Raw genomic sequence first — 24,099 nt, 5'->3', positions numbered from 1 at the left:
GGTTTTCTTCGCGATGTCCCTTGTAGGTTAGGGAAAACTTCATAGAACCTAGACAAACTCTTTCCAGTGTTATACATTGGCCGTTTTTAGTGAGAATTGCGTCATGCGTATTGCCTTAATGGTTGAATACGATGGAAGTCAGTATCATGGCTGGCAAGCGCAAACTGGTCTGCGTACGATTCAGCAAGTCTTGGAAAATGCACTGAGTAATGTTGCTGATCATGAAGTCAGTGTGGTATGTGCTGGCAGAACGGATACCGGTGTGCATGCAACCAGCCAAGTTATTCATTTTGATTGTGAAAAAGAGCGTAACATCCGATCATGGATTCATGGAGCAAATGCATTTTTACCCAAAGATGTGTGTGTAAAATGGGGTAAGAGCGTACCTGATGATTTTCATGCACGTTATTCTGCCTTATCACGACGCTATCGTTACATTATATATAATTCTGCCATAAGACCTGCTTTACTGCGTTCCAATGTGACTTGGCAGTATCGGCAACTTGATCATCGTTTGATGCATGAGGCTGGCCAGTGCCTTTTGGGAGAACAGGATTTTACTTCCTTTCGTTCCATGGAATGTCAATCCAAAACCCCAATGCGAAATGTTCAGACTTTGCAAGTAGGACGTCATGGGGACTTGATTATTATTGATATTAGCGCAAATGCTTTCTTACATCATATGGTAAGAAATATTGCGGGGGTTCTTATTGCAGTAGGTTCCAACCGCAAACCTGTATCATGGGTTAAAGAGGTTTTACACGCCAAGGATCGGAAACTGGGTGCTGAAACAGCGCCTCCCTATGGCCTATACTTGGTGGAAGTAACGTATCCTCAAGAATTTGGTATAATGAAACATTCCCCTGGCCCGATGTTTTTGTGGGAGCCTAATTGATGCATCGCACACGCATAAAAATGTGTGGCATGACGCGTGCTGAAGACATCCTGCATGCAGGAATTTTAGGTGTTGATGCTATTGGCTTGATTTTTTATCCCCGAAGCGTTCGATGCATTGCTGTTGAGCAGGGAAAGGTGTTATTGAAAACCTTACCGCTGTTTGTTGATGTGGTTGCGGTATTTGTTGACCCAGAAGTTGAGTTGGTCAGGCGTGTTCTTAGTGAAATGCCTATCGATTATCTGCAATTTCATGGCGATGAGTCTCCAGAATTTTGTCAGCAATTCCGACAACCCTACATAAAGGCTGTGCCTGCTCTTTCAGCAGAACACATTTTGCAGGCGGCAAAACATCATCAGCAGGCTGTAGCGATATTACTTGATACGCCTTCAGATTCAAGTCGCGGAGGTAGTGGGAAAACATTTGATTGGAAACTGATTCCGCAACAATGTTCTAAACCGCTTATTCTGGCAGGCGGGCTTAATGCTGATAATGTGAAAAAAGCGGTCTCTAGCGGGCTAATTGACGCAGTTGATGTGTGCAGTGGTGTGGAAGCATCTTCCGGGATTAAGGATCATAACAAGATGAGTCAATTTGTCAGCGCTTGCCGCTGATTGACGTTGCATGATCAGGCGAACATCGTTCAGTTCAGCGAATTGATATTTTCTTGGTTTATTCTTTTTTAAAGAAAAGGGCATGATTATTAAAATCAGTGGTATATAGGAGAGAGGATGAGCGAAAAAGAGCTCCCTGATGAATATGGGCATTTTGGCCAATACGGCGGCGTTTTTGTGGCAGATACGTTAATGTTTGCCCTCCAAGAATTGCAACAGGTTTATCAAGAAGTTCGCCATGATCCTGAATTTTGGGCAGAGTTTACTAGTGAATTAAAAAATTATGTCGGCCGCTCAACGCCACTTTATCATGCTCAGCGATTAACCAGTCACGTTGGTGGGGCCCAGCTTTATTTAAAGAGAGAGGATTTAAATCATACGGGTGCTCATAAAATCAATAATACCGTAGGCCAGGCATTACTTGCCAAGCGTATGGGTAAAAAACGCATTATTGCGGAGACTGGGGCAGGTCAGCACGGCGTTGCTTCGGCAACGGTCGCCGCGAAACTGGGACTGGAATGTGTGGTATACATGGGTGCGGAAGACGTTGTGCGCCAATCCAGCAATGTTTATCGTATGAAGCTTCTTGGTGCGGAAGTGGTACCAGTCCATTCAGGCTCGAAAACGTTGAAAGATGCGTTAAATGAGGCCATGCGCGATTGGGTGAGTCATATTGATAATACCTTTTATATTATTGGGACTGTTGCTGGCCCTCATCCTTATCCGCAAATGGTTCGTGATTTCCAATCCATCATTGGTCAGGAAGCTCGTTCGCAATTGCATGAAAAAACAGGGCATTTACCGGATGCATTGGTGGCATGTGTTGGTGGTGGGTCAAACGCTATGGGTTTATTTTATCCCTTTTTACAAGATAAGACAGTCGCCATGTATGGTGTAGAAGCAGGTGGCAAAGGGATTGAAACAGGTCAGCATGCAGCTTCATTGTTAAAAGGAAGACCTGGGGTTTTGCATGGCAATCGTACGTATTTGTTATGTGATGAATATGGCCAGATTCAAGATACTTACTCCATATCTGCGGGTCTTGATTATCCTGGTGTTGGTCCTGAGCATGCTTATCTTAAAGATATTGGTCGGGTGCAATACGTCACCATTAACGATGATGAAGCGTTAAGCGCTTTTCATACTCTGGCACGAATTGAGGGTATTATTCCAGCGCTTGAATCCAGTCATGCAGTTGCGTATGCGCTAAAATTGGCAAAGCAAATGGATAAACAACGGCAGATTATTGTTAATCTATCAGGACGTGGTGATAAGGACATTCATACGGTAGCAGGTTTGGAGAAGATATCTTTATGAATCGCATTGATCAAACACTTACCCGATTACGTGAAACAGGAAAAAAATATTAAGCCCATACATCACAGCTGGTGACCCTGAGCCTGATATAACTGTGCCGCTTATGCATGCTCTGGTTGAGGCAGGGGCAAACATTTTAGAAATAGGTATTCCTTTTTCTGACCCTATGGCAGAAGGACCTGTGATTCAAGCCGCTATGGAAAGAGCACTTGCTCATGGGGTTCATTGTGCCACTGTGCTGTCTATGGTGAAAGAATTTCGACAAAAAGACAATGAAACGCCCATTATACTCATGGGTTATCTTAATCCGATTGAACAATATGGCTATGAAACTTTTGCGACTCAAGCCAAACAGGCTGGTGTTGATGGCACCATTCTTGTGGATTTGCCTCCAGAAGAAAGCCACGATATTGCCTCCATCTGGCAAGAGGCTGGCTTATATAATATTTATTTATGTTCACCGACCACGACGAATGAACGCATGGCATTAATTGCTGCTTACGCTCGTGGTTACCTTTATTATGTCTCGTTGAAGGGGGTGACTGGTGCTGATACGTTTGAATTGAATTCTGTGCAAGAACAGTATAGACAGCGCAAAGCTCATAGCAAGTTGCCGCTTATGGTAGGATTTGGTATTAAGACTCCGGAAATGGCGGCTCGTGTATCGCAATTTGCCGATGGGGTCATTGTAGGAGCGGCCCTTATTGAAGAGATACAACAGTCATACCTTGAAAATAAAGATGCAATCAAGGCTGGTGCGACAATTATCAATAGCATGCGACAAGCGATGGATATTGGAAGTAAATTATGAATGAACACAGTGAAAAACGATCCCATTTTATCAGACAATTAATTAGTGAAGATTTAGCCAGTGGTAAACATCAGGAAATAGTGACCCGGTTTCCTCCCGAACCCAACGGTTATCTGCACATCGGACATGCCAAGTCAATTTGCTTAAATTTTGGCTTGGCAGAAGAATTTGGCGGGCGATGTTTTCTCCGCTTTGATGATACCAATCCCATTAAGGAAGAAGAAGAATACGTCCATGCCATTATTGATGATGTACGTTGGCTGGGTTTTGATTGGTACGCGTTGACTCATTCATCGGATTATTATCAGCAGTTATATGATTTTGCAGTTATTCTGATTGAGAAAGGATTGGCCTATGTGGATAGCTTAAGTATGGAAGAGATTCGTGCTTATCGTGGAACACTGCAAGAGCCCGGGCGTGAAAGTCCGTATAGAAACCGCTCGGTGGCAGAAAATCTTGATTTATTTGCTCGAATGAAAGCTGGTGAGTTTAAGGATGGATCGTATGTTCTACGCGCTCGAATTGATATGCAATCAGGTAACTTGAACATGCGTGATCCGGTTTTATATCGAATTCGTCATGCACACCATCAGCGTACGGGTAATGATTGGTGTATTTATCCAATGTATGATTTTGCACATCCGCTTTCAGATGCACTAGAGAAGATTACTCATTCTTTGTGTACCCTTGAATTTCAAGATCATCGTCCTTTATATGATTGGCTTATTGATCATTTGCCGGTTCCTGCAAAGCCCGTGCAAACAGAATTTGCCCGGTTAAATTTGTCGCATACGGTAACCAGTAAACGCAAGCTTAGACAACTGGTTGAAGAAAAGATTGTCCGTGGTTGGGATGACCCGCGCCTGCCTACCTTGCGAGGCATGCGGAAACGAGGTTATCCTCCGGCGGCTATTCGTCAGTTTTGTGAAATGATTGGTATTTCACGAAGTGACTCCATCATTGACATGACTTTGCTTGAAGCTTGTGTCCGTGATGAGTTAAATCAGACCGCAAAACGTGCCATGTGCGTTCTTGAGCCCTTGAAAGTCATTATTGAAAATTATCCTGAGCACACCGTGGAGAATCTAACTGCTCCATGCCATCCACAAAATTCTGAGTATGGTCATCGAGTCATTCCTTTTGGCCGTGAAATTTATATTGAACGTAGTGATTTTATGGAGGAGCCGCCTAAGAAATATTTCCGTTTATCTCCTGGCGCCGAAGTGCGTTTACGTCATGCGTATGTGATCCGTTGTAAGGAAGTTATCCATGATGCTCAAGGTGAGATTGTTGAATTACGTTGTACCTATGATGAACATACATTAGGAAAAAATCCTGAAGATAGAAAAGTGAAAGGGGTGATTCATTGGGTCTCAGCCGCTCATGCGCATCCGGTTAATATTTATCAATATGACCGTTTGTTTAAAGATGAAAATCCAGGTCGTGAAGATGATTTTTTGCAATTTTTAAATCCTGATTCATTTCAGATCGTAAAGGGATGGTGTGAGCCATCATTAGCTTCTCAATCATTGGAGGAAGTATTTCAATTTGAGCGTTTAGGTTATTACATGGTTAATGATATTAAAAATGGTCAGGCCACGACATTTCAACGAGTGGTGGATTTGAAGGATTCCTGGGGGCAATCGTAGTCGGAGCATCTATGTTACATGTTTATAACTCATTAACGCGTAAAAAAGAAGAATTTATCCCTATCTCTCCGGGAAAAATTGGCATGTACGTCTGTGGTATTACGGTGTATGACCAGTGTCATCTGGGCCATGCTCGTTCAATGGTGTGTTTTGATGTGATGGTCCGTTTTTTACGTGCACAAGGATATGAGGTCAAATTTGTGCGTAATATTACAGACATTGATGACAAAATCATCATTCGTGCGCTTGAACGCGGAGTGTCCATTCAGGAGTTGACAGCCCACTATATTGCTGAAATGAATGCAGATACCAAGGCTTTGAATATATTGCCGCCAGATAGCGAGCCTCGCGCTACAGAGCATATTGGAGAAATCATCCTGTTGATTCAACGATTGATGGATAATGGCCATGCTTATGTCAGCGATAATGGTGATGTTTGTTTCCAAGTATCCCGTTTCACGAGTTATGGCAAACTTTCTCATAAAGATTTGGATGGTTTGATGGCTGGTGCGCGCGTTGATGTGGTTAAGGAAAAACGTTCTCCTTTGGATTTTGTCTTATGGAAAATGGCAAAATCGGATGAGCCAAGTTGGCCATCTCCTTGGGGAGAAGGACGTCCTGGATGGCATATTGAATGTTCAGCCATGGCCATGGAAGAATTAGGTGAGCAATTTGATATTCATGGGGGGGCGCTGATTTGCAATTTCCTCATCATGAGAATGAAATTGCTCAAAGCGAGGGAGCTACGGGGCATCCGTTTGCCAATTATTGGTTGCATGTTGGCATGTTACAAGTCAATCATGAGAAAATGGCAAAATCAACCGGCAATTTTTTTACCATTGCTGACGTATTAAAAAAGCATCATCCTGAAGTAATACGCTACTTTCTATTAAGCAGTCATTATCGCAGCCCGCTCAATTATTCAGAAGAAAATCTTTTGAATGCGAATAAAGCATTATTGCGTTTATATCAAGCCATTAAGGAAATCGATTGCGCTGATCAGGAACCTGATCAAGCGTGGATAACAAAATTTGTGTCTGCGATGAACGATGATTTCAACACGCCTGAGGCATTGTCTGTGCTTTTTCAGCTAAGCCATGAAATTAATAAAACAAAATCGCCTATGCTAGCTGCGACATTAAAGCAACTTGCGGAGATATTGGGATTGTTGCAAGAATCACCGGAGTTATTTTTACAGGCGGGACTTGCTGATGAAGATAAAGAAGTAATTGAGAAGTTGATAGAGCAACGTAATGAGGCGCGACAAAATCGTGCCTGGGCCAGAGCTGATGAAATCAGGCAGTTGCTTTTAGAGCAAGGAATTGAATTGGAAGATGGTCCGCAAGGAACCACCTGGCGACGGTTATGAGCTAAGGCGGGAGGGGAGGCTATGTTCAGGAAGCTTGAAATGTAAATGACTAGAAAAGCAATCGACGTACCATACACCACATTGAAAAATCTTGCAAAAACAATGTCAATCTGATTAAGGCCGGGAACATCTAAAAGCAATACTACCGTTAAAGCAATGGCCATCGTATTGGCAATTTGTGAAAGCCAGGATTTTACTCTTAAACAATAACCACATAGAAAGAGTCCTATCGTCAGGGGCAGAATAATCAAGTTATTATCTGCCGTAATGAATAATGCCGTTGCCCCGGCAAATAATGCAACGAGAATATGCGTATGAATGCGTTTCCAGGCATTTTTGATGGTTTTACCAACCAGCATTACTGATTGGTTCATTAGGTGCTGGTTACACGCAATATTTCTGCCAGAGACGTTTCCCCTGCTAAAACGCGTTTAAATCCATCTGCGCGAATACTTGGCATCGTTGGGCGAATGTATGTCTCAATGGATTGCAGACTTTCATTTCTGTGAATCATTCCGCGTAAGGTTTCATCAATCATAATCAATTCATAAATACCTGAGCGGCCACGATAACCGGTCTGATTGCAATGATCACACCCTTGTGGTGCATAAACATGAGATATGTCCGTGCCTTCTTTGATATTCATTAATTCTTGCTCATCGTCGCGTAACGCATGAGGAGTTTTACAATGGCTGCACAATTTTCTTACCAATCGCTGGGCGACCAATCCAAGAATGCTTGAGGACAAGAGAAAAGATTCTACTCCCATATCATGCAGTCGAGTGAGTGCGCCTAAAGCCGTATTGGTATGCAGGGTTGAAAGCACCAAATGACCGGTAAGACTTGCTTGGACCGCAATGTCGGCGGTTTCCAAGTCGCGGATTTCTCCTATCATGACCACATCCGGGTCTTGACGCAAAATAGCTCGTAAACCTTTGGCGAACGTCATTTGTACTTTAGTGTTTACTTGTGTTTGGCCAATGCCAGGCAAATCGTATTCGATAGGATCTTCAATGGTTAAAATATTACGACTGACCTGATTTAATTCGGTTAGCATGGCATACAATGAAGTGGTTTTACCCGACCCAGTTGGGCCAGTTACCAATAAAATTCCATGAGGCTGCGCGATTAAATGACGAATTTTACTTAAGATGTCTTGGGGCATGCCTAGTAGGTTTAAGTCAAGCTGAGCGGCTTGCTTATCTAGAATTCTTAATACAACCCGTTCACCGTGGTTTGAGGGCAGCGTTGATACACGCACATCAATATTATGACCACCAACACGCAAAGCAATCCGGCCGTCTTGTGGCACGCGTTTTTCGGCAATATCCAGTTTTGCCATGACTTTTACACGTGAAATAACAAGTGGAGCAATGCCTCGCTGGATTTCAAGAACTTCTTGCAATACGCCATCGATTCGATTGCGTACGAGTACGCGGTTTTCATAGGTTTCAATATGAATATCCGATGCTTTTTGCTTAATAGCCTGAGTGAATAAAGCATTTAACAGGCGAATAATTGGAGCATCATCCTGGTTATCCAGCAAGTCCTCGCTGACTGGAAGTTGGTCCGCTAACTGGTTTAAATCCAGTTCATCTTGCATTCCTTCAGCGGCATCAAGAATAGAGGATTGTGATTGATAGAAATTGGCTAAATGCTGTTGAAATTCTGTCTCGTTTATTTGTTGAAGTTTTAAATTACATCCTAGCATGCGTCTGATTTCAGAAAAAATCTGAAATGGTGTATCGGGCAAATGATACACCAGTATTTTTCCATCCGGTTCTACAGCGGCGGCAACAACGCCGTGCTTTTTGGCAAATAGATAAGGTAAATGTTGTTCCCGAATATCCATGGTTATTTAGTTACTGTTGCCGGTAATACCGCAGGAGGGGCAGGTGGTTTAACCGGAGGATGGCAGAATGGTTTTGGCAAACGTGCTTCCTGTAAAGGCGGTAAGATAACGTCTTTATTTTTTTCATTGTATTCTTCTTCTCGCACGGATTCCAATTGATACTGACGTACGTCATTATATTTACCACCAGTGACTTGCACGGTATCTCGTTCTGTTCTTAGGATAAGGGGACGGATAAAGACCATTAGAACTTTTTTCTCGCGGCTAGTAATATTATGCTGAAATAAGCGGCCAATGCCTGGGATATCACCTAAAATCGGCAAGCGGTTATCTTCATTTCCCAAGCTGTCTTGGGCCAACCCACCAAGCACAACGATGTCACCACTTTCCACATGTACGGAAGTGACGATAGCAGAAATATTAAAGGTGGGATTGGTGTTTGAATCAAGGGTACTGCCTGGATCAAGCGTATCATTGCCCTGATCAATCTGCATTTGAATGCCTTTCCCGCGAGTAATTTGCGGCCTGACGTATAAATGCAATGCGACATTTACCCGGTCAAATGTGGTAAAGGGACTCGCAGTAGTCGTGCCACCCGCATTATTTGGATAAGAAGAGGTAGCGACGGACACTTGTTTACCAATAAGAATTTTGGCTTGGCGATTATCTAATACCACCACGGATGGTGTGGAAAGAATGTTTGCTTTATGTTCTCTGGCAAGTGCATGAATTTGTGCTTGAAATTGATCCAGGGATGTTTGAGAGTTAATAATGGCAAAACCTGGTCTAAACGTAGAGTTTGATAATGTCTCCTGATTCACCGTTCCCCATTCAATACCCAAGTTGTTAATATCGCTTTCATTGATTTCTGCAACCATTGCTTCAATTAGAATCTGAGCGGGTTTTATATCCAGTTGGCTGATGACCACTTTCAGCATGCGAATCAGAGTGGCTGGCGCGTTAATAATAATCGAATTGGTGTTTGGTTCGGCAATGATTTGCACGGTAGGTTTAGTGCTTCCTTCATTTTGAGTTGCCGCTCCTGTTGTGTTTGGTGTCGCTTGAGGATTGGTAGCTGGCGTAAAATTGGCGCTTGCTGCGGCGGTTTGACCGCCGCTGGATGTACCGCTGGCCATATTGGATGCCGGATTGGTGCTGTCCAGCGCTGGTCTGGTGATTGTCCCGATGGTTGTCCCAACAGTACCGCTAAAACTTGCTTGAGCAATGCCGGCCAGAATAGGGACTAAATCTTCAGCGCGCAAATAGTTTAAGTAAATAACCTGGGTATTGCTATTACTACCATATGGTCCTGTTTTGTCCAATTGTAAAATCAGTAATCGTAACCGGATACGCTCCGTTTTTCCGCCACTAATGAGGATGGCGTTATTGCGGTCATCTGCCGCTATCATGGTTTGATTATGGAGTGAGCCAGGTTGCGTTTTGATTAGATCTTTTAAAGTATTGGCGATATCCATGGCTAGGGCATGCTTTAATGGCACTATATCGATACCGTTTGCGCTTGAGCTGTCTACTTGCTTGATGATATTGGCTAACTGTTTAATATTGTTTGCACGGCCCGATAATATTAGCATATTTGAGGGAGCATAAGCGGATATGCTGCTCCATTGTGGCATTAATGGTCGCAGCACCGGAACCAATTGTTCAGCAGGAACGTAATGAACAGGGATGACTTGCACCATCATATCGTCGCCTTGAGGCGGATTTGTCATTTGACTGAGTAAATCGGGTGCTTGCGTCTTTGCGTCAATGTTTGGAATGATTTTTATCACATCACCCGTTGGAACAGCTGCATACCCGGATACTTGTAACATGGAAAGGAATGCTTGATATAATTCCTTATCATTCATTGGGGTTGCGGAAATAATAGAGATTTTCCCTTGCACCCGCGGGTCAATCAGAAAATTTTTATGCGTCAATCGTGAAACCTCGGCAATGACAGCACGGATGTCTGCGTTTCTTAAATTCCAGATTTTCTCAGTATCAGTAGATGAGGAATGAGTCGTTTCTTCAGGAGATTTTTCAGCAGTAATTCTTTCAGCCGCGTTCTTTGGAGGGGTGTCGGGTTTGGGCGATGCAGGGGTTTTAGCCGATGGTTTATGAATAGAGCTTGCAATCATCTTTTTAAGATCAAGCGCAACGGCGTAATCACTGATTGGTCCAATTTGTACCTGATAAGCACTCTTATTGTCGATAGGCTCAATTCTGACAGGTTGTTTCAATGAGGCCGATAATCTTTTTTGAATCTCTTCCGCTTCTTTTTTTTGCGTAAAAGAACCCACTTCAACAAGGTAAGCATGCTTGCTGCCTCGGGTGAGGGTTTTAATATTAATTTCTGTCGCGTTGATCACAGAAGACCAGAACAGAATGACAAGATAAACCAAAAAATTCGCATTGAACAACCGTAAAATCCTAATTACATTCATAATAACCAAAAATAAATGTCTGTAACAGCGATTCCTGCTCTAAAGAGGTTAAATTCTTTTACATTGAACAAAAAATTTATAGGCTTAGATGGTTTAGGGCAAAATCATATTTTGATTGTATTATATCTATTTGTGCTATTTTAGAGCACATTAAAATCCATCTTGCAAACGAAGTCATGATCCATCATAAGGAATAGATTTCCACCTGCGCGAAAATGACAAATTTTTAGTCACTTTATGAAGGCGTTTGGGCTCTACACCAATTAAGGGGGCACTTTAATCAAATTAGTCTAGACTAAGTCCTTGATTTAGCGATCAAAAGGAGATTAAAGTGCCTAAGAACAATCTTATCCTAAATTTACCTGGATTTTCCATATTAAAAGTGAGTGGGTATCAACCCTTATTATTAGATGTAACTTATAACCGATTAGCTCGGTGTAGTCATTGCCAAAGTAAGCAGGTTCGCAAGAAATCATCGTATGTAAGAACAGTACATCATGAGTTAATAGGGCATCGTCGAAGTGTATTGAGGTTTAAAGCGTATAAGCTTTATTGTCATACTTGTTGTCGCTATGGTAATCAACAGTTTCCCGGTATCAATAAACATCAACGTGCTACTTGGCGAGCTCAAGCTGCAGTGTTTCATGAGCATAGCCGCGGGGTATCGCAAAAAGATTTATCAGAGCGTTATAAGAAAGGAAAAGCGACCATAGAGCGCTGGTATCAGCGGCATTATGAAGAGCAACATCGAGAATTAATCAATAAACCATGTCCTGTGGTACTGGGTATTGATGAACATTTTTTCAGTAAGAAAGAAGGGTTTGCAACTACTTTTTGTGACCTAAGAAAACATAAGATATTTGATGTGGTTCGTGGCCGTCGTGAGCAAGAATTAAAAGAATATCTCCAGCAATTACCTGGAAAAGAACGTGTCAAAGTGATTTGTATGGACTTGAGCAGTACATACCGTTCCTTAGTAAAGAAGTACTTTCCTAATGCTATGATAGTGGCTGATAGGTTTCATGTAATCCGTTTAATTCAACATCAGTGTATGATGACCTGTCGAGAACTCTCCACTGAAATTAAAAACAATAGAGGTATCTTAGCCTTATTAAGAACAAGACCTGATAACTTAAGTGATGAGAAGAAAGTCAAAAGAGATGCGTTTTTCACTGAAAATCCTGCAATAGAGGCTATATATCAATTTCAGCAACAACTGCACTCACTATTAATGAAAAGGGCGCTAACACAGCATGAGTGCCGTAAAGTAATACCTACTTTCTTAGAAATGTTGGCTGAGTTAAAGCAAAGTGGTTTTAAAGCATTAGCATCATTAGGTAAAACACTTTGGGCTTGGAAAGATGAAGTGGCCAGAATGTGGCGATTTAGTAAGTCAAATGGAATAACAGAAGGCTTTCATCGCAAAATGAAACTCATTCAGCGAAGAGCTTATGGTTTTAGAAATTTTGAAAATTATAGAGTACGTGTTAAGGTCCTCTGCGGGTGATTAAAGCTGCCCCCTTAAATGGGAAAGAGCCGGCGTTTGTTGCGTAAAATGGTATGATCTTATTTTGCTTAGATGGCTTTAATTAATAGCTTTTCAGGTTGGTTACGAGGATATAATAAGTCATTTCTGAATGAACTGGATAGGTAGGAATAAACATGGTGGCTATGGGTGGACTCGAACCACCGACCTCAGCATTATGAGTGCCGCGCTCTAACCGGCTGAGCTACATAGCCACAAGTGGCGGAGATTTTGTCCTTTTCAGGCGATGATGTCAAGACTGAAATTAAAATTCATAACGGGCCTGTGCAACGGTTTAGTTAGAAAGAAAGTATTGTCTAATATGTCAATACAGAATAGACAAATAGTGGTCAAGCTGATAAGATTTTAATTTCGTGCGCTAGAAACGATAATCCTACAAGAAACTTACAAATAACATCGGATTTCATTTAACTAACGGAGATATGAATATATGGCTTATAGCAATCCGCAATCGGCAGCTTCTGATATACTGTCTTGTAAGGCAATCATGCCTTGGATTGTGTGGGGTTTGGGATGTCTCTTCTATTTCTATGAATGTCTTTTGCAAGTTTCTCCTAGCGTTATGAGTTCGGAATTAATGCGCGATTTTTCAGTCACCAGCCATACCTTGGGAATTTTGTCTGGTGTCTATTTTTATTCTTATGCATCCATGCAGCTTCCGGGCGGTGTATTATTGGATTATTTTGGCCCCAGAAAATTGCTTACCATTGCGACCTCTATCTGTGCTGCCAGTACGATTGCTTTTGGCTTAACCAATAGTTTTTACATGGCTTGTCTGGCCCGACTTATGATTGGGTTTGGCTCAGCTTTTGCGGCGGTTGGTACGATGAAGTTGGCTGCCAATTGGTTTGCATCGGAACGTTTTGCCTTGTTGACAGGAATCATGGTGACCATAGGCATGCTGGGCGCTATTGGTGGTGAAACGCCGTTGGCTTTACTCATTGATTCCTACGGTTGGCGACATAGCATGGTGATTATGGGTAGTATTGGTATTGTGCTTGCATGTCTCATATATATGGTTGCCAGAGATGTTCCCAAAAACAATGGCAAGCAACAAACTGAGGTGTCGCCAAGTACCGATGATGAGCCTTTGCTACGCAGTCTGGTGGCGCTTTTAAAAAATAAGCAATTATGGCTGGTTGCTACCTATGGTGGTTTGATGTACATGGCCACTCCTGTATTTTGTGGCTTATGGGGCGTGCCTTTTTTAATGTTTAAGATGCAGATTGCAAAGGCAACCGCTGCAAATTATATTTCATTGGTTTTTATTGGATGGGCGGTGGCTAGTCCATTATGGGGAATATTTTCTGGTCGCATTGGCCGTCGTAAGCCTCCTATGTGTATTGGAAGCATTGGGGCACTCATTTGCAGCGTTCTTTTCATTTATGCTCCAATTGAATCCGGCATCATAATGCAATTTTTACTGTTTGCCTTTGGTGTTTTTTCAGCAGGATTTTTGCCTGCTTTTGCCGTAGCGAAAGAGTTATGTAATAAACGCTATGTGGCTACTGGTTTAAGTTTCATGAACATGATGAACATGATTGGTATAGCAGTTGCACAACCCGTGATAGGTTACATTCTTGATATGCTTTGGAAAGGAGAAACCGTCAATGGCGTTCGAATCTATCCTATTGAAGCATACCATATTGCTTTGGTATTGTTGCCGGTGGGTATGTTAATTTCACTGTTGGTTTTGCCACTCATACGCGAAACTTATTGTAAAAGTGTCGAGGGGTAGTCGAGCAGGCAATAGAATGATGTTGTTCTGTAACAACACAGCTTCAAACCAGGAACATTCATTGAATTATTATGACAAAAAAACTTTATATTAAAACAAATGGTTGCCAGATGAATGAATACGATTCGTCCAAAATGGCGGAAATATTGCTGCAATCTCATGGTTTAGAGAAAACGGAGCAAGTCGAAGAAGCGGATGTTATTTTATTGAATACGTGTTCGATTCGCGAAAAAGCACAGGAAAAAGTTTTTTCTCAACTAGGGCAATGGCGCGAATATAAACGTAATAATCCACATGTGGTGATAGGGGTTGGCGGTTGCGTGGCAAGCCAGGAAGGGGCGGATATTATCAAGCGTGCTCCATTTGTTGATTTGGTGTTTGGACCGCAGACATTACATCGGTTGCCTAGCATGCTTGAAGAGCGGATGAATACCAGAAAACCAGTGGTGGATATCAGTTTTCCTGAAATAGAAAAATTTGACCACTTACCTGCTCCGCGCGCAGAAGGACCGGTTGCCTTTGTATCGATTATGGAAGGTTGTAGCAAATATTGTAGTTATTGTGTTGTACCTTACACTCGTGGAGAAGAAATTAGTCGACCATTTGACGATGTGCTTGCTGAATGTTATCAATTGGCTGCCCAGGGGGTAAGAGAAATCAATTTGCTTGGTCAAAATGTTAATGATTATCGTGGTGCGATGCATCATGGTGAAGTTGCAGATCTGGCATTGCTTATTCATTATTTGGCTGCAATTGATGGCATCGACAGGATTCGTTTTACGACGTCTCATCCGGTTGCATTCTCGGATAATTTGATTCAGGCTTTTGCTGAAGTGCCTGAGTTGGCTAATCACTTGCATTTACCCGTGCAAAGTGGTTCCGATCGCATTCTTGCGTTAATGAAACGTGGCTATACGGCCATGGAATATAAATCAAAAATTCGTAAGCTGCGTAAAGTTCGTCCAGATATTCGTCTTTCAACGGATATCATTGTTGGATTTCCCGGTGAGACGGATCGTGATTTCCAGGATACCATGGATTTGGTACATGAGTTGGGCTTTGATACATCGTTTAGTTTTATTTACAGCGCAAGACCAGGAACCCCTGCGGCCAATCTACCGGATGAAACTCCAGTGGCGATTAAGAAACAGCGTTTGAAAATCTTGCAAGATCGCCTTTTGTTACAAGCCTCACGTTATAGTCAATCCATGATAGGTAGTACTCAGCGAATTTTAATCACGGGCACTTCCAAAAAAAATATCCAACAGCTGGCTGGACGCACTGAATGCAATCGTGTTGTGAATTTTGATGGTCCAGTTGAGTTAATTGGACAGTTTGCAGACGTTTTGATTACTGAAGCACAACCCAATTCTTTACGTGGTAGGTTGGTGGCAGAACAACCTGTGGCAGTCGCTTAACCCCAGTTGAACGATGGTTGGGACAACGATTCCTACTTATTATTTATCCAGCTTTTGTAAGGCTGAGTATTTTTTTATATGAATGAAAGGTTAACCAAAGAAATCATTGTGCCAGAGCAATATCGTGGCCAACGTATTGATGTGGTGCTTGCACAACTTTTTTCTGAGTTTTCTCGTTCCCAACTCAGTCATTGGTTGAAAGAAGGTGCAATTACCATCAATCAGCGTTTGTTTAAACCAAAGGATAAAGTATATGGCGGCGAGCAAATTCTATTGCAGGTGTTACTGCAAGCGGAAGAGACATCCTGTCATGCAGAACAAATTCCCTTAGATATTGTCTATGAAGATGATTGTTTGATTATTATTAATAAACCAGCGGGCCTGGTCGTTCATCCGGGAGCAGGCAATCCAAATCATACGTTGGTGAATGCGTTACTAAATCATCATGCGGATTTGCATCATTTACCAAGAGCCGGGATTGTTCATCGTCTGGATAAAGATACAACAGGATTGTTGATTGTTGCAAAAACGCTTTCTTCACATACTGCTCTGATACGGCAAATGCAGGCACGAGAAATACAACGGCGTTATTTGGCATTGGTGTATGGGCATGTGATTGCAGGTGGCAAACTGGAAACTTTTTATGGCCGCCATCCAAGAAATCGTTTGAAAATGACGGTATGCCAGCAAGGAAAAGAGGCTATCACTGAGTTTTCAGTGCATAAGCAATATCAGTATTTTACGTTGCTGGAAGTAAAATTGTTGACCGGACGCACCCATCAAATACGTGTCCATATGGAATATATCAATCATCCTATTGTTGGAGACTTGCTTTATGGGGGGCGAACGCGTTTCCCGGGTGGTGCTTCCCTGGAGTTACGTCAAATTTTACAAGCCTTTAAAAGGCAAGCGCTGCATGCCTACTTTTTATCTTTGCGGCATCCTGATTCACAGAAAGAGTTGACATTTTCTATACCATTACCGGATGATTTTCAAAAATTATTAACACAATTGGATGCCTATGTTTAATTTAGCGGCTAATTGGCCTGCTCCTGAAAATATTTTTGCGTTAACAACCACCCGCATTGGTGGTTTTAGCCAGCCTCCATACGATAGCAATAATATAGCGCTGCATGTGGGAGATGATGAAACTCACGTGCAAAAAAATCGTAACCAGTTAAGAACAACCTTGATGTTACCCCAAGAACCGGTTTGGCTGGAGCAAACCCATAGCAATCGCTGTATTGTTGTTGAAGAAGAATCACAACGGCTGGCTGATGCGGCAATTACTCGCGATAAAACGTACCCATTGGCGATTATGACGGCTGATTGTTTGCCAATCATGCTCTGTGATGCTCAAGGTACTGAGATTGCTGCTATTCATGCAGGATGGCGAGGATTAGTGAATGGAATCATTGAAAATACACTTGCAAAAATGCATAGCTCCAGCAGTGATATCATGGCGTGGATTGGGCCTGCCATTTGTCAGACTTGTTTTGAAGTAGGTGACGATGTTTGGGATGTGTATGTAAGTCGTTACCCCTATACAAAAGAGGCGTTTCGTAAACATAATCATCGATGGTTAGCGAATCTGCCGCAAATGGCAGAATTAATACTCAACACTTGCGGGATTGCGGCTGTGTACCAATCTTCTGCCTGTACATTGGAACATGAAAAACAATTTTATTCCTACCGTCGTGAGGCTCAAACCGGTAGAATGGCAACTTTAATTTGGTTTAAACAGGATAAATAGCATGACTTATTATTTTAAATATTGGTTAGCTGGTATATGTTTGTTTTTGGTCTCGTTTGCGCATGCAGCCGATGAACTTAAGCAAATGCCTACGCTGGCTCCCGTTTTAAAGTCTGCCATGCCTGCCATCGTTAACGTGGCAGTGCAAGGCATTATTCCTGGAAATGTTCCTCTTCCAGAGGATGATGATAATAATGATAATCAGGATAAATCGCAAAATGCTCCTGAAAAGCCCAGGAAATTCCAAAGCATCGGTTCTGGTGTGATCGTTGATCCTGAAAATGGTATTATTCTGACCAATGATCATGTGATTCGCAATGCAACACTGGTTACCATTACGTTAAATGATGGACGCCGTCTGAAAGCAAAAATCATCGGTGGTGATAGTGAAACAGATATTGCTGTGCTTAAGATTGATGCAAAAAATTTAAAGAGTTTGCCTATTGGCGATTCGGATAAAATAGAAGTAGGAGATTTTGTTGTTGCCATTGGTAATCCATTTGGTCTTAATAGTTTTGGTAACAGTCAATCGGCTACATTTGGCATCGTTAGTGCTATGAAACGCAGCGATTTGAATATTGAGGGCATAGAGAACTTTATTCAAACCGATGCAGCCATTAATCCTGGAAATTCTGGTGGTGCCTTGGTGAATGCTAAAGGAGAGTTAATTGGTATAAATACGGCGATTATTTCGCTGTACGGCGGCAACGTTGGTATCGGTTTTGCCATTCCTATTAATATGGCAAAAGATGTTGCTGACCAAATTATTAAGTATGGTTCAGTACATCGTGGTTTAATGGGAATTTTTGTTCAACACCTTACACCAGAACTTGCTCAAGCTCTAGGATATGAAGAAAATTTTCAGGGAGCTTTAATTTCTCAAGTCAATGAAAATTCTCCTGCCGAAGCGGCTGGTTTGAAATCAGGGGATGTGATTGTTCAAATCAATGATACAACCATTACCCAGGCATCGCAGGTGAAAACAACCATCAGCTTACTTAGAGTGGGTAGTACGGCTAAAATTAATATTAAACGTCAGGGCAAAGACATGACCTTTGATGTGGTTGTTACTGATGTTAAAAAACATGAGCAGAAGCTACAAGCTAAAAATCCATTCCTTTATGGTCTGGCTCTGCGAGATTTTGAACAAGACTCACCTTTGCATGGCCATATCGTTGGAGTGCAAGTGGTTGGAGCATCTGAAAATAGTTCGGGATGGCGAGCTGGATTAAGGCCTGGAGATATTATTGTATCGGCTAATCATCAGCCAACGAGAACAACTCGATCATTGCAAACTGAAGCTCAAAAGAAAAATAAACAGTTGCTCGTGCAGGTATTACGGGGAGCAGGAGCGCTTTATATTCTGATTATTTAGAAAGCATTTGTCGTAGCTTGGTTAACGCGCAGCGGCTAACCAGGTTTAGGGATGCTCCTGGATATCGCTGCGTACCCAGGCTAAGCAGGATTCACTCACTGTAGCCTGGTCATCATAAGATGATGACCAGGTTTTTTTTACGCGTATGTTTGCCTGGGTTAAAATGGTTTGTAACTCCCCACGTCATCCCGAGTGCAGCGAGGGATCTCCAGCAACTGGCAGGTATTAAATTAATGTAAAAAACACTTGAAAAATTATGCGGTTATGATCAAATAGCTGCATGAAAGACCATGAACAAATCATCATAACGCTTTTGGCAAAGATTGCTGAACTGGAAAAAATCGTAGAACAGCAAGCTGCACGAATAGCAGAGCTGGAAAAACGACTGAACAAGAATAGCAGCAACAGTTCAAAGCCCCCCTCAAGTGACGGGTTAGGCAAACTACCCCATACGACATCACTACGTGAAAATGGGAAACGTAACAGTGGTGGCCAAAAAGGCCACAAGGGCGAAACGTTAAAACAGATTAAATCACCAGATATTGTCAAAAACCATGTATTGCTAACATGCCCGGATTGTTATGGTTCATTAGTTTCAACGCCGGTGATTGGAATTGTGAAGCGCCAGGTTTTTGATATTCCACTACCCAAAATTGAAGTCACGGAACATCAGGCTGAAGTAAAATATTGCGAGTGCTGTAATAAAACGATAACAGCAGCATTTCCTGCAGGTGTTCTTGCCCCTGTCCAATACGGTGAAGTTATTCGTAGTTGGAGCGTGTATTATCAATATCAGCATTTTATTCCAGAAGACAGGCTGCAACAGTTGTTTTATGACCTGTATGGAATTCAACTGGCTACTGCAACACGGACTGGATATAACCGGATTGCCTTTGATACATTGGCATCATTTGAAGAATCGGTATTGTCTGCAGTCAAAACTGCTGCCGTAAAAAACCTGGATGAAACAGGGTTTCGTGTGGCCGGAAAAACACAATGGTTGCATGTGGCATCGACTAAAACGGCAACTTATTATCACATATCTCCAAAATGAAAATCATTACTGGATGGCCTTTCAGGTACCGTCATTCATGATCACTGAAAAGTTATTACAATTTGGGAGGTGTGGAGCATGCCCTATGCAACCAGCATCACTTGCGTGAATTAAAAGCAATAACCGAGCATGACAAAGAACCATGGGCACAGGCTATGACCCGACTATTACGTGTGGCTCTTCGCTGTCGTCATTTTAATGCACATCATGCAATACCTGTTGCTCGCATCAAGCGGTTGACCAACATCTACAAGAAGATTATTCGAGATGGGCTGGCGTATCATGAAACGCTGCCGCCATTGCCATGCAAAGGCAAACAGGTCGACAACCGTCGACGGACAGGTCACAACCTCTTGTGGCGTTTATTTCATTACAAACAAGACGTTTTACGGTTTCTTCATGATCTGGCAGTTCCATTTACCAATAATGATGCTGAGCGTGATTTACGAATGATGAAACGCAAACAAAAAATATCCGGTGGTTTTCGGACCGCTCAAGGCGCTGAACAATTTGCTCGTATCCGAGGATTTATCAGTACGATCCGTAAACAAGGATTAAGCATTATCAGTTCCATCCAATCTATATTTTCTGGTACTATCCCTGTGTTATCAGGAATCTGAGATAACAATACAGTCCAACAGAGCAAGGAATAGTATATGCATACGGAGTCTTACGTTTACCTTCTGACCAATAAACACAATAATGTTTTGTATACCGGTGTTACCCATGATTTGATACGCCGTGTTTATGAACACAAAAATAAACTGGTGGCTGGATTTACCCAAAAATACAATGTGGATCGACTGGTTTATTTTGAAGTTTGTTCAGGCATCGTCATGGCTATTGAGCGAGAAAAACAAGTCAAAGGGTGGTCTTGAAAAAAGAAGCATGATTTGATTAATGCATTGAATCCTGAATGGAACGATTTGTATCCATCGCTACTTTAAAAATTGTGCCACTGCAGGCAGATCCCTCGCTGCACTCGGGATGACGTGGGGAGTTACAATGGTTTTAAAAAGGGGCTCAAATCGGGCCTTTCGTTCATGCGATATTGATAGACAGCATAAAACGCAATGATGTTTTTATGTAATTACGAGTTTCATGCCAGGGAAGGGTTTCAATCCAGATATCAATTTGCTTGGGTGGATGATTTTTCAGCCAGTAATTTACCTGCCTTGGCCCAGCATTATAAGCCGCGGCCATCAACACCGGATGATTGCCAAAGCGTTTTGCCAGATATTGCAGGTAAGCTACTCCAATATTTATATTTTTCTGTGGTGAAAATAATTGTTTTTTGTCTTCATAGGAGATGTGTTGTTGTTTGGCAATATTTTGTGCAGTTGCCGGCATAACCTGCATTAATCCATGTGCGCCAGCAGGAGAAATAACTTGTTCACGAAACATGCTTTCCTGGCGAATAATGGAAAAAACCAAGGTTTGTGGAATTTGATAATTTTTAGCATATTTTGCGATGGTCTGTTGGTGAACGATTGGAAACCTTAAAGACAGTTGATTATTGAGTTCATTATTATTGCTAAGATACAGTGATTTATCATGCCATTGCAGCTCCCGGGCTAGCCAATACGCCAATGCACTTTTTTCTTCTTTCGGCAATTCAATCACAAAATCATTTAATAATCGCGACGCTTCCAAGCTTTGATTTGATAGGTATAATTCTTTGATTTGATTGGTAAATGGTTGGTATGGCTGTATGGTTTTCAGATCAGTGACAACTTGTTCATTTTCAAAGCTAAAATTTTTATTAATTCGTAAACTTGCAAGAAATCCATAATAACTCCTTGTTTTGGCAAGGTGTTCATACAGAGGGAGTGCTTCGGCTTTTTTCCCCCGAGCTTCCTTGGCGCGAGCAAGCCAATATTGCCAACAAGGATTGTCTTTGTCTTGCAATAATGGAATTAAATGTTCAACATCCTTCCAGCGACCTTGCTTTAAGGCAAAACGAATTCGCCAATCTAGTAAAGCATCGTTATAAAATTCAGGCTTTATTTTGGCAAACCACTGCAAGGTGTCTTCATGATTGCGCATGGCTTTATATAAGGCCACATGAGCTAAAAAGGATTGCTGTTGTTGTTTATTGAGTAATTTTTTGTTTTCACATGCTGCCAATATTGGATAGCCTGCTCCATATTGATGGATACCATGCGTTTAAGGCCATACAGATAATAGTCATCGTGTAACTCTCCCGTGTCCAGTAAGGTAATGCGGGATGGGCTTCGATAAATGTCGTTAAGTATTTGAACATCTTGATGCCGTGGAATTTTATATTGTTTTAATAAATGTCGTGCAAGAGATAGATTGCGTTTTTCCAAGGCTAAAACAATACGCTGGGTTATTAAATTCTCATCAAATTCATGACTGGCTAATAACAATTTAAAGAGTTCATTGCATTCGGCGGGCTGGGAAAGGCCAGTTAGCCATAGAGACTTTGCAGACTGCATGGCTTCTTGTGTTTGGCCTTGATGGTAGCGTGCAGTTAATGCATAACACTGAAGACCGATATCATCGAAATTTTGATAATATTGGGTATAAGCACTCCAGTTTTTGTTTCTGCCCAATTGGTAAAGCCATTTTCTTCTTAATTTTTGCGCCAAAGGCGTATTGGTATCAATAAAAGCAAGAAATTCAGGATCTGGAGACGTCGGTAAATTTTTGCTCCAATAAGTATAGGCTTGGAATTTTTCCAGGTAAGTTTCGGCAGGGGTCGCAAAAATTGGCAAACTTAAGCATAATCCACATAAAATAAGTCGAGTTTTATTCATGGTTGTTCAACGGCTAAATACGGCTTAATTGTCGTCGCATCCTTGTGATGGTAGCAGCATAATCAGTAGCATTAAATATAGCAGAACCTGCAACGAACTGAGTAGCTCCTGCTGAAGCTAAATGTGCAATATTTTCTATATTGACACCTCCATCTACACAAATTGGCAATTGCGGGTATTGCTGATGGACAGCAGCAATTTTTTTTATCATTTCAGGAATCAGGGTTTGCCCGCCAAAACCAGGATTAACCGTCATAATCAATAAAAAATCAAGACGATGAATGCACCATGACAAGCATTCGCTGGATGTGGAAGGATTTAATACCAGGCCTGCCTTGCATCCGTATTCATGAATCAATTGTAAACTGCGGTCAAGATGAGTGGTCGCATCAGGATGAATACTGATGCGTGTTGCTCCAGCTTCAGCAAATTGCTGAATTAAGGCATCTACTGGCGATACCATTAAATGAACATCAATCGGAAGGTCAGGGAAGTGTGCCCGCATTTTCTGGCAGATGACTGGCCCGAAGGTAAGATTGGGGACATAATGATTGTCCATGACGTCAAAATGAATCATGTCTGCACCAGCTTGGGTTACAGCACTTACTTCTTCTCCAATGCGCATCATGTCAGCAGAAAGCAGAGAAGGTAGGATTTGAAAACGCATTAACTTCCCCTAAAAAGCCATGAACGTCGTTTTCTACCCTCCTTTAAAAAGGAGGGAAAGAACATGTAAGCAAATTACATTAATCCTAGAGGCAATTGAATATACCATTAAATGAAAAATTAATGGTATGCACTTGCACGCGTGAATCTATAATGCTGTTAATTTTACCCGTGGTAATGTAGCGATAATCAAGGCCAAATGAAGTGAAATCGTCAAGATAATAGGCTGCTCCAATAATACCTTGACCTATAGGACTGCTGGTGCTTTCAGACAGGCTGGTGCAGGTGATCGGCTGGTTATTGCAGTAAAACTTAATGTCATTTTGTACATAGGCATATCCGACACCAGCGCCTATATAAGGAACAAAACTGGAAGCACCACCTGCCGTGTAAAAATCATAATAGCCATTGATTAATACGCCTACGGTGGTAGTGTCTCCTTTCAAACGTAAACCTTCGCTTTGGCTCGGACTCGTATAAGTGATGCCATTAACCGTTATATTTTGATAAGGGTTGTAATTGACCACGGGTTCTAGTTCAGCACGAAAATGGCTAAGGCGAATACCAATTTGGCCTCCTATATTCCCATAGCCATCGTATGAAAAAGAACCGGTTGTGCTCGTAGAACATGAGGCTCCAACGCTACAAGAACCTGTGGTTGGTGTATTGGGCAAATTGAAAGTCAGAGTCCCACCAGGTGCATAACTACCACCCAGAACAATGCCTGCATACCAACCATTGATTGGATTAAAGGCATGCACGGGATTGTTGCTCAGCATTAATATTGCTAAACTCATTTTTAATGACTGCTTCATGTT

General features: G+C 42.0%; 17 protein-coding genes, 1 tRNA gene and 3 pseudogenes. 15 read left to right on the top strand and 6 right to left on the bottom strand.

Annotation, left to right across the window (positions count from 1 at the left end):
* Positions 1 to 103 precede the first annotated feature (103 nt).
* The 6 genes and pseudogenes from truA (at position 104) to cysS (ending at position 6,655) form a co-directional block, all read left to right on the top strand.
* Positions 104 to 895, top strand: coding sequence for a tRNA pseudouridine(38-40) synthase TruA (truA, locus tag LOA_RS08765; RefSeq protein ID WP_025386001.1), 792 nt, complete (start codon positions 104 to 106; stop codon positions 893 to 895).
* Complete coding sequence (locus LOA_RS08760) at positions 895 to 1,509, top strand: phosphoribosylanthranilate isomerase (protein WP_025386000.1); 615 nt, start codon at positions 895 to 897, stop codon at positions 1,507 to 1,509. Before truA ends, LOA_RS08760 begins: the two co-directional genes overlap by 1 nt.
* A 117-nt stretch (positions 1,510 to 1,626) precedes the next feature.
* Positions 1,627 to 2,826: a tryptophan synthase subunit beta gene (gene trpB, locus LOA_RS08755; protein WP_025385999.1), complete on the top strand. Its 1,200-nt coding sequence runs from the start codon at positions 1,627 to 1,629 to the stop codon at positions 2,824 to 2,826.
* Positions 2,823 to 3,637: pseudogene (trpA, locus tag LOA_RS08750) on the top strand (tryptophan synthase subunit alpha). The gene trpB and the pseudogene trpA overlap by 4 nt, the downstream one beginning before the upstream one ends.
* The gene (locus LOA_RS08745) at positions 3,634 to 5,286 is read left to right on the top strand and encodes a glutamine--tRNA ligase/YqeY domain fusion protein (RefSeq protein WP_025385998.1); all 1,653 of its coding nucleotides are present in this window, start codon (positions 3,634 to 3,636) and stop codon (positions 5,284 to 5,286) included. Before trpA ends, LOA_RS08745 begins: the two are co-directional and overlap by 4 nt.
* An 11-nt stretch (positions 5,287 to 5,297) precedes the next feature.
* Positions 5,298 to 6,655, top strand: a pseudogene (gene cysS / locus LOA_RS08740) (cysteine--tRNA ligase).
* Between the two features lie 373 nt (positions 6,656 to 7,028).
* Here the strand turns inward: cysS and lspE are convergent.
* Both lspE and lspD read right to left on the bottom strand, forming a co-directional pair.
* Entirely contained in the window at positions 7,029 to 8,507 is a 1,479-nt protein-coding gene (gene lspE, locus LOA_RS08735) for a GspE family T2SS ATPase variant LspE (protein ID WP_025385997.1), read from the bottom strand.
* Positions 8,508 to 8,509: 2 nt separating this feature from the next.
* Positions 8,510 to 10,951 (bottom strand): GspD family T2SS secretin variant LspD, encoded by a 2,442-nt coding sequence (gene lspD, locus LOA_RS08730; RefSeq protein ID WP_025385996.1) that lies wholly within the window; start codon positions 10,949 to 10,951, stop codon positions 8,510 to 8,512.
* A gap of 331 nt (positions 10,952 to 11,282) precedes the next feature.
* Here lspD and LOA_RS08725 point away from each other — a divergent pair, with 331 nt between their 5' ends.
* Entirely contained in the window at positions 11,283 to 12,458 is a 1,176-nt protein-coding gene (locus tag LOA_RS08725) for an ISL3 family transposase (protein ID WP_025384767.1), read from the top strand.
* A 156-nt stretch (positions 12,459 to 12,614) separates the two neighbouring features.
* On the opposite strand, the gene LOA_RS08720 is transcribed toward LOA_RS08725, so the two are convergent.
* Positions 12,615 to 12,691 (bottom strand) — tRNA-Met (locus LOA_RS08720).
* Positions 12,692 to 12,927: 236 nt separating this feature from the next.
* On the opposite strand from LOA_RS08720, the gene LOA_RS08715 reads away from it, so the two are divergent.
* The 8 genes from LOA_RS08715 to LOA_RS08680 all read left to right on the top strand — a co-directional run bounded on the left by LOA_RS08715 (position 12,928) and on the right by LOA_RS08680 (position 20,713).
* Positions 12,928 to 14,235 carry an MFS transporter gene (locus tag LOA_RS08715; RefSeq protein WP_025385995.1) on the top strand — a complete coding sequence of 436 codons (1,308 nt, stop codon included), beginning with the start codon at positions 12,928 to 12,930 and terminating at the stop codon, positions 14,233 to 14,235.
* A 71-nt stretch (positions 14,236 to 14,306) separates the two neighbouring features.
* The gene (miaB, locus tag LOA_RS08710; protein ID WP_025385994.1) at positions 14,307 to 15,653 is read left to right on the top strand and encodes a tRNA (N6-isopentenyl adenosine(37)-C2)-methylthiotransferase MiaB; all 1,347 of its coding nucleotides are present in this window, start codon (positions 14,307 to 14,309) and stop codon (positions 15,651 to 15,653) included.
* Between the two features lie 78 nt (positions 15,654 to 15,731).
* Entirely contained in the window at positions 15,732 to 16,682 is a 951-nt protein-coding gene (gene rluD, locus LOA_RS08705) for a 23S rRNA pseudouridine(1911/1915/1917) synthase RluD (RefSeq protein ID WP_025385993.1), read from the top strand.
* A complete protein-coding gene (pgeF, locus tag LOA_RS08700) occupies positions 16,675 to 17,406 on the top strand; it encodes a peptidoglycan editing factor PgeF (protein ID WP_025385992.1) in 732 nt (243 codons plus the stop codon). Before rluD ends, pgeF begins: the two co-directional genes overlap by 8 nt.
* A 1-nt stretch (position 17,407) precedes the next feature.
* Positions 17,408 to 18,781 carry a Do family serine endopeptidase gene (locus tag LOA_RS08695; protein ID WP_025385991.1) on the top strand — a complete coding sequence of 458 codons (1,374 nt, stop codon included), beginning with the start codon at positions 17,408 to 17,410 and terminating at the stop codon, positions 18,779 to 18,781.
* 280 nt (positions 18,782 to 19,061) lie between these two features.
* A complete protein-coding gene (locus LOA_RS15875; RefSeq protein ID WP_042238886.1) occupies positions 19,062 to 19,835 on the top strand; it encodes a DUF6444 domain-containing protein in 774 nt (257 codons plus the stop codon).
* A gap of 62 nt (positions 19,836 to 19,897) precedes the next feature.
* Positions 19,898 to 20,455: an IS66 family transposase gene (locus LOA_RS15870; RefSeq protein ID WP_042238883.1), complete on the top strand. Its 558-nt coding sequence runs from the start codon at positions 19,898 to 19,900 to the stop codon at positions 20,453 to 20,455.
* A gap of 36 nt (positions 20,456 to 20,491) precedes the next feature.
* Entirely contained in the window at positions 20,492 to 20,713 is a 222-nt protein-coding gene (locus LOA_RS08680) for a GIY-YIG nuclease family protein (protein WP_042238880.1), read from the top strand.
* A gap of 122 nt (positions 20,714 to 20,835) precedes the next feature.
* On the opposite strand, the pseudogene LOA_RS16245 reads toward LOA_RS08680, so the two are convergent.
* The 3 genes and pseudogenes from LOA_RS16245 to LOA_RS08665 form a co-directional block, all read right to left on the bottom strand.
* Positions 20,836 to 22,615 (bottom strand): annotated as a pseudogene (locus LOA_RS16245) (transglycosylase SLT domain-containing protein).
* 13 nt (positions 22,616 to 22,628) lie between these two features.
* A complete protein-coding gene (gene rpe, locus LOA_RS08670; protein WP_025385990.1) occupies positions 22,629 to 23,282 on the bottom strand; it encodes a ribulose-phosphate 3-epimerase in 654 nt (217 codons plus the stop codon).
* Positions 23,283 to 23,367: 85 nt separating this feature from the next.
* Positions 23,368 to 24,096: an outer membrane protein gene (locus LOA_RS08665; protein ID WP_025385989.1), complete on the bottom strand. Its 729-nt coding sequence runs from the start codon at positions 24,094 to 24,096 to the stop codon at positions 23,368 to 23,370.
* Positions 24,097 to 24,099 lie beyond the last annotated feature (3 nt).

The sequence above is a fragment of the Legionella oakridgensis ATCC 33761 = DSM 21215 genome (assembly GCF_000512355.1).
Lineage (GTDB): Bacteria > Pseudomonadota > Gammaproteobacteria > Legionellales > Legionellaceae > Legionella_A > Legionella_A oakridgensis.
Note: the sequence above shows the minus strand (reverse complement) of the source record. Positions and strands in the feature narration are given on the sequence as shown.

Coding starts and splice junctions, on each gene's coding strand:
- lspE (WP_025385997.1), bottom strand. CDS start 8,507: ATGGATATTCGGGAACAACATTTACCTTATCTATTTGCCAAAAAGCAC.
- miaB (WP_025385994.1), top strand. CDS start 14,307: ATGACAAAAAAACTTTATATTAAAACAAATGGTTGCCAGATGAATGAA.
- rpe (WP_025385990.1), bottom strand. CDS start 23,282: ATGCGTTTTCAAATCCTACCTTCTCTGCTTTCTGCTGACATGATGCGC.
- rluD (WP_025385993.1), top strand. CDS start 15,732: ATGAATGAAAGGTTAACCAAAGAAATCATTGTGCCAGAGCAATATCGT.
- trpB (WP_025385999.1), top strand. CDS start 1,627: ATGAGCGAAAAAGAGCTCCCTGATGAATATGGGCATTTTGGCCAATAC.
- pgeF (WP_025385992.1), top strand. CDS start 16,675: ATGTTTAATTTAGCGGCTAATTGGCCTGCTCCTGAAAATATTTTTGCG.
- lspD (WP_025385996.1), bottom strand. CDS start 10,951: ATGAATGTAATTAGGATTTTACGGTTGTTCAATGCGAATTTTTTGGTT.
- LOA_RS08665 (WP_025385989.1), bottom strand. CDS start 24,096: ATGAAGCAGTCATTAAAAATGAGTTTAGCAATATTAATGCTGAGCAAC.
- truA (WP_025386001.1), top strand. CDS start 104: ATGCGTATTGCCTTAATGGTTGAATACGATGGAAGTCAGTATCATGGC.
- LOA_RS08760 (WP_025386000.1), top strand. CDS start 895: ATGCATCGCACACGCATAAAAATGTGTGGCATGACGCGTGCTGAAGAC.
- LOA_RS08680 (WP_042238880.1), top strand. CDS start 20,492: ATGCATACGGAGTCTTACGTTTACCTTCTGACCAATAAACACAATAAT.
- LOA_RS15875 (WP_042238886.1), top strand. CDS start 19,062: ATGAAAGACCATGAACAAATCATCATAACGCTTTTGGCAAAGATTGCT.
- LOA_RS08695 (WP_025385991.1), top strand. CDS start 17,408: ATGACTTATTATTTTAAATATTGGTTAGCTGGTATATGTTTGTTTTTG.
- LOA_RS08745 (WP_025385998.1), top strand. CDS start 3,634: ATGAATGAACACAGTGAAAAACGATCCCATTTTATCAGACAATTAATT.
- LOA_RS08715 (WP_025385995.1), top strand. CDS start 12,928: ATGGCTTATAGCAATCCGCAATCGGCAGCTTCTGATATACTGTCTTGT.